Source organism: Lamprobacter sp. (assembly GCF_034860625.1).
Taxonomy (GTDB): Bacteria; Pseudomonadota; Gammaproteobacteria; order Chromatiales; family Chromatiaceae; genus Lamprobacter.
In genome coordinates this window covers 1-2,012 of sequence record NZ_JAYESN010000409.1, presented here as the reverse complement: position 1 = coordinate 2,012, position 2,012 = coordinate 1, and the positions used below count along the sequence as shown (strand labels likewise).

4 protein-coding genes and 1 pseudogene are annotated in these 2,012 nt (G+C 60.1%); 2 read left to right on the top strand and 3 right to left on the bottom strand.

Going from position 1 to position 2,012, the window contains the following annotated elements:
- A pseudogene (locus VBE63_RS28180) lies at positions 1–333 on the top strand (hypothetical protein); the annotation flags it as partial.
- Positions 334–504: 171 nt separating this feature from the next.
- Here the strand turns inward: VBE63_RS28180 and VBE63_RS28175 are convergent.
- Complete coding sequence (locus VBE63_RS28175) at positions 505–915, bottom strand: hypothetical protein (RefSeq protein ID WP_323686296.1); 411 nt, start codon at positions 913–915, stop codon at positions 505–507.
- Between the two features lie 215 nt (positions 916–1,130).
- On the opposite strand from VBE63_RS28175, the gene VBE63_RS28170 reads away from it, so the two are divergent.
- Positions 1,131–1,322 carry a hypothetical protein gene (locus VBE63_RS28170; RefSeq protein WP_323686297.1) on the top strand — a complete coding sequence of 64 codons (192 nt, stop codon included), beginning with the start codon at positions 1,131–1,133 and terminating at the stop codon, positions 1,320–1,322.
- Here VBE63_RS28170 and VBE63_RS28165 read toward each other — a convergent pair.
- On the bottom strand, positions 1,308–1,628 hold the full coding sequence (locus VBE63_RS28165; RefSeq protein ID WP_323686295.1) for a type II toxin-antitoxin system YafQ family toxin: 321 nt from the start codon (positions 1,626–1,628) through the stop codon (positions 1,308–1,310). The two genes, VBE63_RS28170 and VBE63_RS28165, sit on opposite strands and share 15 nt — an antisense overlap.
- On the bottom strand, positions 1,600–1,878 hold the full coding sequence (locus VBE63_RS28160; protein WP_323686294.1) for a type II toxin-antitoxin system RelB/DinJ family antitoxin: 279 nt from the start codon (positions 1,876–1,878) through the stop codon (positions 1,600–1,602). The genes VBE63_RS28165 and VBE63_RS28160 overlap by 29 nt, the downstream gene beginning before the upstream one ends.
- Positions 1,879–2,012 lie beyond the last annotated feature (134 nt).

The following is a 2,012-nucleotide window of genomic DNA, read 5'->3' as shown; positions in this document are numbered from 1 at the left end:
CGGCTGCGCCAAGGGCTGATCCATTATCGCGCGCGCTACCCAAAGCCTCGCCGCGGCGGGCACGGCGAACTGCTTGAACGCCTCTACCTGATCTACCACCAGGAGAACCCTGACATGGCCTACACCATGGAAGACTTTCTACGCGAGACCCATGAGCTGGTGCTTGCCAACATGACCCCAGAAGAGCGGCTCAAGGGGCTACCGCCTGATGAAGTCCTCAAACGCTACGATCCGGAGGAGCGACTCAAGGGGCTTGATCCGGAGGAACGACTCAAGGGGCTCGATCCGGCCACCATCGAGGTTTGGCTGGCCAAGCAACGTGGGGATCATTGAGCGTCAGCTAGACCGGGAAAAACAGGGACGGGTCACCATTAACCCCCTGTTTGGTGATTTCTCTGGCTCCTGCCGCTCGATCGGGCTGTTTGCTGGTGAGCTGGAACTGGTTGACACCCTGGAGACGGGCTGTGGCTATCCGCTGTATCAGGCGGGCTTTGAGCAAAAGCGTCAGGCGCTTGCTGAGCGGCTGACGGCCTGCGGTATCGAGGTTCCCTCTGCGCCTGCTGCGTCGCTGAGGACGATGAATCGGTCTAGATAGGGGGTTTTGTAGCTACCGGCGTCTTCAATGAAGGAGCAGTGCTCGCGCGAGATGTTCATCCGGGTGCCGCTATCGACCAGGTGGAGGTCGTTGTTGGGGGCTTCGTTACCGAACTTGGGCCGTTCGATGCGGCCGACGCGGCCGTTGATCAGCTTGGTGCGCGATTCTCGTCCGATGCGATACGGGAAATGGAGGATCGAGACCGCGTTGAGGATCTGTCGCTTGGCTTCGGGTGATGGATGGTCTTGCAGGTTGATTGGCTTGCGGTCTCCAGGCCTCTGCGTCTGCGCATTGTACAAAGCGCGAAACCCAGGACGCACCACCTGAACGATGATGATGTGGCGGGCGAGCCGCTATACGCGCTCCATGACTGATGAGACCACCACCGAGCCCCGCGACGAGCGCCTGCGCCAATGGCATCGGTGCCTGTGAAATAAGGTTTCAGGCTCAACCGGCAGCAAATCACTCGACCGGTAGCGATGACCAGGGTCACTCAAGGCGCCCATCAGGGCCGCAGTCGGCTATCCTGCCCGGCATGAAGACCGACCACCCGATCTATCTGTTTCTGCGCAGTGGCCCCGAGGCCTTTCGGGTGCTCACCGGCGGCCTGCGGCTTGAAGGCGCCTACAGGGTCTGCTCGCTGACCGCGGGAACGGGGTCAAGTCTTGCAATCCCCTGCGCGATACCCAAAGCGACCAGCGGGAATTGCTGGTCACGCTTCAAATAAATCGGCGTGGGTGCCGGCACGCACGAAATTGATGGTCTTACCCTCGACCTGGTAGATCAGCAGGAAGTCGCCGCCGATGTGGCATTCCCGGTGATCGGCCCAGTCGCCCTTGAGTGGGTGGTCCAGCCATTCAGGCCCGAGTGGCGCATCGTTGGCAATGAGCAGCAGCATCGCTTGCTTGAGTCGCTTCATGTCGTAGCGCCCGGAACGGGACAGCCGCTCCCAGTCCTTCCGGAATGCCTTGGCGTAGTCGGCTGCCCGTGGTAACGAGGGTCGTTTACTGCTTGCGGCTTTTTTCGAGGTCATCGAAGAGCGCGTCGGCGGACTGGAAACGGGCCGAGCGTGCTTTCATCATCGCTCGCGATTCTTCCATGGCCGCACGGGTCTGGGCATTGGGTACCTTCAGCTCCAGCGGAAAAGCCTGATCGTTGACCACGCGCTTGAGCAGAATCCGCACGGCATCCGAAACCGACAGCCCCATGGCCGCCAGCGCCTCGCTGGCCTGAGCCTTGATGTCGTCATCTACACGGACATGTAGCATCGATGTGTTCGCCATGATAGAACCTCCTGAATTTGGCTATTCTGTATCTCATACGAGATACGGTCAAGGCGCAAAGTTCCCGATCCCGAACCATTCAGTTACGGGGACGGTCTGGCCGCCAAGGTGGGTTGGAATTCTGGTTCTTTGAA